This is a genomic window from Leptothoe sp. PORK10 BA2 (assembly GCF_034932105.1).
GTDB lineage: Bacteria > Cyanobacteriota > Cyanobacteriia > Phormidesmidales > Phormidesmidaceae > Leptothoe.
Genome location: NZ_JAYGIG010000004.1, coordinates 115,539 through 121,538, shown reverse-complemented (window position 1 = coordinate 121,538; position 6,000 = coordinate 115,539). Strand labels below are relative to the sequence as shown.

Annotated in this window: 4 protein-coding genes; 2 read left to right on the top strand and 2 right to left on the bottom strand. The window is 49.0% G+C overall.

Features of this window, described 5'->3' with window-relative positions:
- Positions 1-137: 137 nt before the first annotated feature.
- Positions 138-2,516 carry a pentapeptide repeat-containing protein gene (locus tag VB741_RS02460; RefSeq protein ID WP_323363553.1) on the top strand — a complete coding sequence of 793 codons (2,379 nt, stop codon included), beginning with the start codon at positions 138-140 and terminating at the stop codon, positions 2,514-2,516.
- A 243-nt stretch (positions 2,517-2,759) separates the two neighbouring features.
- Here VB741_RS02460 and VB741_RS02455 read toward each other — a convergent pair whose 3' ends face one another.
- Positions 2,760-3,575, bottom strand: coding sequence for a YHS domain-containing (seleno)protein (locus tag VB741_RS02455; protein ID WP_323363552.1), 816 nt, complete (start codon positions 3,573-3,575; stop codon positions 2,760-2,762).
- A gap of 323 nt (positions 3,576-3,898) precedes the next feature.
- On the opposite strand from VB741_RS02455, the gene VB741_RS02450 reads away from it, so the two are divergent.
- Positions 3,899-4,579 carry an HAD family hydrolase gene (locus VB741_RS02450; protein ID WP_442786272.1) on the top strand — a complete coding sequence of 227 codons (681 nt, stop codon included), beginning with the start codon at positions 3,899-3,901 and terminating at the stop codon, positions 4,577-4,579.
- 596 nt (positions 4,580-5,175) lie between these two features.
- Here the strand turns inward: VB741_RS02450 and VB741_RS02445 are convergent.
- Entirely contained in the window at positions 5,176-5,676 is a 501-nt protein-coding gene (locus VB741_RS02445; protein WP_323363550.1) for a GNAT family N-acetyltransferase, read from the bottom strand.
- Between the last annotated feature and the right edge of the window lie 324 nt (positions 5,677-6,000).

Here is a 6,000-nt window from a genome sequence, read left to right as displayed (position 1 = left end):
GTCACTGAGTTTGATGCGACCCTTGGGCTTGCTCAAGGAGGTTACCAATTCCTATATTTGGATTACGCTAGCTGATAATCTCTGTAACCTGGGAAAACTCTCTAATTTTTTAAGCCTGAGTAGTTACTTTTTGTCGGATGTTTGCGGCTGAGATATGCCAAACCCAGGCGTTTTCCTACATTCCCTTGTTTATTCGACTGCGCAGCCTGCGGGCGATCGAAAATACGCTCACGGAGACCTTAGAGAACTGTCCAGATCTGGAACCGGTTGAATTTGTTGGCATGGAGGGCTGGCTCAAGGATAAAAATACCCGATTCTTGATCATCTTAGATGGATTTGATGAACTGTTGTTGCAGGGGCGGGCGACGGGAGGGCTCCAGGAATTTCTGCAACAGGTGTCCGATTTTCAGGAGCGCAGCCATCATCAATGTTTGGTGACGGGTAGACCCCTGGCGTTGCAGGGGGTGGCCCAGCGTATTACTCAAAACAAGACATTGGAACGGGCGAAGCTGCAGCCCATGAATGATCCGCAACAAGCACAGTGGCTGGGCAAATGGCAAGCTATTTTTAAAGAGCAGGAAGTCAGCCAATTTCGCCAGTTTTTAAAGGCCTGCCCAACAGAAATTGGGAATCATTTGGCCCGAGAGCCGTTACTGATTTATCTGTTAGCCCGGCTGCATCGGGAGAAACAGCTGACTAGCGAAATGTTTGCTGACGCGAAGCAAGAGAGTCAGGCCAAGTTACGGGTCTATCGAGAGTCGGTCAATTGGGTGCTAGAAAAACAGCGCCAGGACGAAAATCTACGCCTATCCGGCCTGGATGACCCTAACGATCTGCGGGAAGTGTTGCAAGAGGCGGCCCTCTGTGTGGTGCAGTCGGGGAATGAAACGGCTCAGCTATCGATGTTAAAGGCGCGTTTTCAGGATAGTGGGAACCCGGTGGCGACATCGCTAAAAACGGCGCAGGAAACCACGGGCCAGTCGGAGGATAAGGCCCTGAACAATCTGCTCACCACATTTTACCTGCGCCCTGGGGAGGGGGATAAGCGGGGTTCGGTGGAATTTGCCCATAAAAGTTTTGGCGAATATCTGTTTGCCGAACGGCTGATGGCGGCCTTTGCCCAGTGGACCGAGCTGGACCCCAGAAACCGCTATCGGCTCGATGACCGGGCCGTCCATGGGCAAATCTATGACCTACTGGGGTTTGGCGGTCTGAGTGTGGAAATTGTGGAGTATGTGTTTGAGCTGCTAAAGGAAAGTGATATTGACCGAGTTAGGCTGTTTCAGCGCTTGCATGGGTTTTATGAACGTTGGTGTGAAGGAGAGTTTTTAGATCAGGCACCCAATGAAAATTTACCCCAGAAAAAGTTTTTACAGCTGAGGGATAAGACCATTACCATCGGTCTGAAACAGGTAGATATTTTTGCCGGTTTAAACGGGCTGATTATGCTGTTTAAGCTTCATGCCGGGGCTCAGTCTGAGAATTATCCAAAGGTATCGGCTGATGAGCCTAAACCTGCGATTTGGTTCCATCCCTGTGGGGAACCCCATACGGAACAATTTGATCAGGAGAAACTACTCAAAATTATTCACTATGCAGATTCCTTAGATATGAGTACCTTTACTCAAATTGTTGGCCCTCATCTGTCCAGCGCCAACCTCGAAAGCGCCAACCTCGAAAGCGCCAACCTCGACAGCGCCAACCTCGACAGCGCCAACCTCGACAGAGCCAACCTCGACAGAGCCAACCTTGACAGCGCCATCCTCTCCAGAGCTATCCTCTCCAGAGCTATCCTCTCCAACGCCATCCTCTCCAACGCCGTCCTCTCTAACGCCATCCTCTCCAACGCCAACCTCTACAGCGCTACCCTCGACAGCGCTACCCTCGACAGAGCCTACCTCTACAGAGCCTACCTCTACAAAGCCTACCTCTACAAAGCCGACCTCTCCAACGCCACCCTCTCCAACGCCACCCTCGACAGCGCCAACCTCGACAGCGCCAACCTCTCCAACGCTACCCTCGACAGCGCCACCCTCGACAGCGTCAACCTCGACAGCGCCACCCTCGACAGCGCCACCCTCGACAGCGCCACCCTCGACAGCGCCAACCTTTACAGAGCCTACCTTTACAGAGCCTACCTTTACAGAGCCAACCTTTACAGCGCTAACCTCGACAGCGCTAACCTCGACAGAGCCTACCTCGACAGCGCTAACCTCGACAGCGCTAACCTCGACAGCGCTAACCTCGACAGCGCTAACCTCGACAGAGCCAACTTTGACAACGCTATTTTGCTAGGTACACAGTTAGGCACGGTTCAAAACTTGACTATCCAACAGCTGGAAGGAAAGACGCCTCCCCTTATTTGCAATGCCACCTTACCGCCAGTATTAAAATCCTATCAAGACAGAGACCGAGATCGATTACCGGCTGTGCTAAAAGAACGATATCCCGGATCATTTAAGTCACTAGAGAAAGCAGAAAAATATATTAACGAACAGCATCCACCTACGAGATAACAGTCAACAATTTTAACCCTGATCATCCTGAAGACTGAGTCAAAGTCGAATCCCGGCCAATGCCAACTCTAACCAGGCCACCCAGTTTTTTCTATAACTGATAACGGCCAAGGGCGATAGGTCCATCTTAATGCCCGTTGGGAGAGCCGCAAACTGAGCAGTCCACGTCTTTTCAAAATAGAAACCAGGAGCCAGAAGCTAAACCTCTCCTGACCCCTGACTCCTTAATACCAACTCCTAACCCTAAAAATAAACCGCCCCAACAGTATCGTAATAAACAACAGTTGAGGTATTTAGAATGCTGGGCCATTTGCCATCGGCTTTAGAAATATTGCCAGACACATCCCCATGCCACTGCTTTTGAACATCTAGACTATAGTTGAGGTAGAGCTTGCCATCAACAATATCCCAAGCTTCGGGTACCGTAGAAGCTATATTTCCCTCACTCAAGGCCTTGGCACAGTAGCCACCATATTGAGGCGCATAGGCTTCAGGATTGCTCACAAACATTGCCTTATGGGCAGCACTGGAAAACCTCCAGGTGGCACCGTTCCAGTCATACTCATAACGGCTACTGCCCTCCGTTGGAGCGCCAACGGTAAAATAGGCCACCGGATCATAGCCCCGAATCGCCAAATTGTCGTTTGCTTGGGGATCAGAAAACACCACTGGAATACCGGCCTCTGCCGCATCAGCTGCTTCGACAGTCTCTGCCGCCGCACAAGGATTCGCTGCCGCACAGGGATTCGCTGCCGCACAGGGATTCGCTGCCGCACAAGGATTCGCTGCCGCACAGGGATTAACTGCCGCACAGGGATTAGCCGCCGCACAGGGATTAACTGCCGCACAGGGATTAGCCGCCGCACAAGGATTCGCTGCCGCACAGGGATTCGCTGCCGCACAGGGATTCGCTGCCGCACAGGGATTGGCCGCACAGGGGTTAACAACACCCGCTGCGCAGGGATTAGCCTGGGCGCTGATGAACTGAATCGGGGCAACTGTGGCGGTAATACTCAGAATCGAAGCTGTAATCAGAGTGGAAAGATAGGTAATTTTCATAGACTTAATAGGTTGGCTAGAAGGCATGAAATGGTAACCCCGAAGATATGGTGTCATACCTTCCCTGGCCAAACCTGAGATTTTGCTGAAGAGAGCATTAGCTTTTATTAGAGTTATGCCATGGGTTGAGTTTTCGATGGACTGAATCTGGATGAAGGGCACCTATCCGGACGAACAGCTATCGGCAAAAGAGATTTCTAGCAATCTCTCTATCACAGTTTTCTCAAGCGCTGTGTTGCTTACTCTCCCATGGGCCACGCTATAATCTAGGCGGAGTTCCACCCAGCGGAACACCCTGGTTTTTGCACAAATAATATGAGTTGATAGTGTTAACCAATACAGTTTTTTTCGATCTGGATGGGACACTGCTAGACCCCAAAGTTGGTATCACCACATCGATTCAATATGCCCTAGGGAAACTTGGAGCCGACGTCCCGACTAAGGATGAACTGACCTGGTGCATTGGCCCGCCCCTGATGGATAGTTTTTGTTCCTTAGTGGGGGAAGAAAAAGCCCAACAGTCGATTAGCTTTTATCGGGAACGGTATGGCGATGTGGGATGGATGGAAAATACCCCCTATGTCGGCATAGCCGAGACCCTGGCCAGGTTAGTCGAAAACGGATTTACGCTTTATGTAGCCACCAGTAAGCCTCAGGTATATGCAGCCAAGATTGTCGAGCATTTTGAGTTAGGACAATACTTTAGTGGCGTATTTGGGTCTGAACTAGATGGCACTAGGGCCGATAAGGCTGATTTACTAAGCTTTGCGCTATCGGCAACCCAACCGACTGCCGTCGCTACCATGGTAGGCGACAGAAAACATGACGTGCTAGGGGCTCGGGCCAATGGCATGAATATCATTGGGGTGACCTATGGGTATGGTTCACCCCAGGAACTTGAGCAGGCTGGGGCGAAGGTGTTGGTTAATCGGCCCAAGGACCTACTGCCTGCTTTATTAACGGGTGTGCCTAGGGAAATAAACTCTGAAACCCTTGCTCCATGAAGAAAAAGTACCCGGCTGCCATGGGCTTGAGACCCGTCATTTTTATTTTTTCTGTATATATGGATATGTTTTCGGCAATTTTTAGCCAGTCAAATGTATGTATTAAAAACTAATCTTGAACAAATTTAAACAAACCTGAACTTTTCGAGATTATTTCGGCCAGATATGTGGGTGCCACTAAGATTGAGGCTAATGATTAAGGACACTCATACATGAATTTTGCATCCCAACTTAACACTAACGCATGGCTTAATGTTTCCATGATCAGTGTGATGTGGTTCTTTAATGCCCTCTGCTTTGTCTATTGCATGGCTACAGCTATTTTCTTCATGAAGATGCTCCTGATGCAATCGGCCTAGTCGTAAGGTTTAAACCTTGTTTTTTAACTACCGTTAAGGTAGGGCTCGTTTTTCTAAAGGCTGATTTAAGGTCTGGATTTCATTGCTGAGACATCTTTGTTTAGACAACTGAATATTTTTTAGATATTTCATCGGGAGAGCTGATATTCATTAGCTCTCCCTATTTTTTGGAGAATTCTCTCTCTTTTGCCTTGGGCTAGGCTGATGGGGTAGTTGTCACCTAAAGTTGACAACTACCTAAAGTTTTTTCTCAAACCACTCCACATCCCAATATTGACCGAACTTCCGTCCGACTTCTGCGTAGCGACCAACACTATAAAAACCCAATTTTTGGTGCAGCGCAATGGAGGCTACATTCGGCAACGTAATCCCGGCATAGGCTCGATGGACATCTTCAGCGGCCAAGGACTGAAACAGAGCTTGATATAGCTGAGTTCCCAAACCTTGCCCCTGGGCCTTAGGACTCAGATAGATACTGGTTTCAACTGAAGTATCGTAGGCCGCTTTGGTTCTAAATTGGCTGCTGGTGGCATAGCCGACGACCACTTGATCTTGTTCTGCCACCAGTAACCGATGGCGACCTTGATGTTCGTAATGACACCACCACCGATCTCTACGTTGGTCTAGAGTATAGGGTTCAATATCAAATGTGATAGTGGTATTGAGAATATAGTGATTGTAAAGCTCCGTGAGCGGGGCAAGATCGGTGGCTTGGGGGAGGCGAATGCAAGTAGCCATAATGTTCTCAGGGATTAGCAGATAACCTAACCGGTGCCAGAGATGATATCAGTAACGGACACTACTCACGGATGTCTGACTATTGGAATCCGTATAAATACGGAATTAACAATTTCTTCTGTGTTTTTTCCTGTCCATAGATGCTTTGACAGAATGCTGAACTATGTCAAGGCCAATAGTCTGTTGGGAGTTCCAAATTGCACTGTTTTAAAGATTGGTTCCATCGAATATTGTTGATTAACCGCCCCATTACAGAAAATGGGGTTGGATCGTTTCAGGGTGTTGACGAGGTCTATTTAGGGCTGTGGAATAAGGTATTTCAGC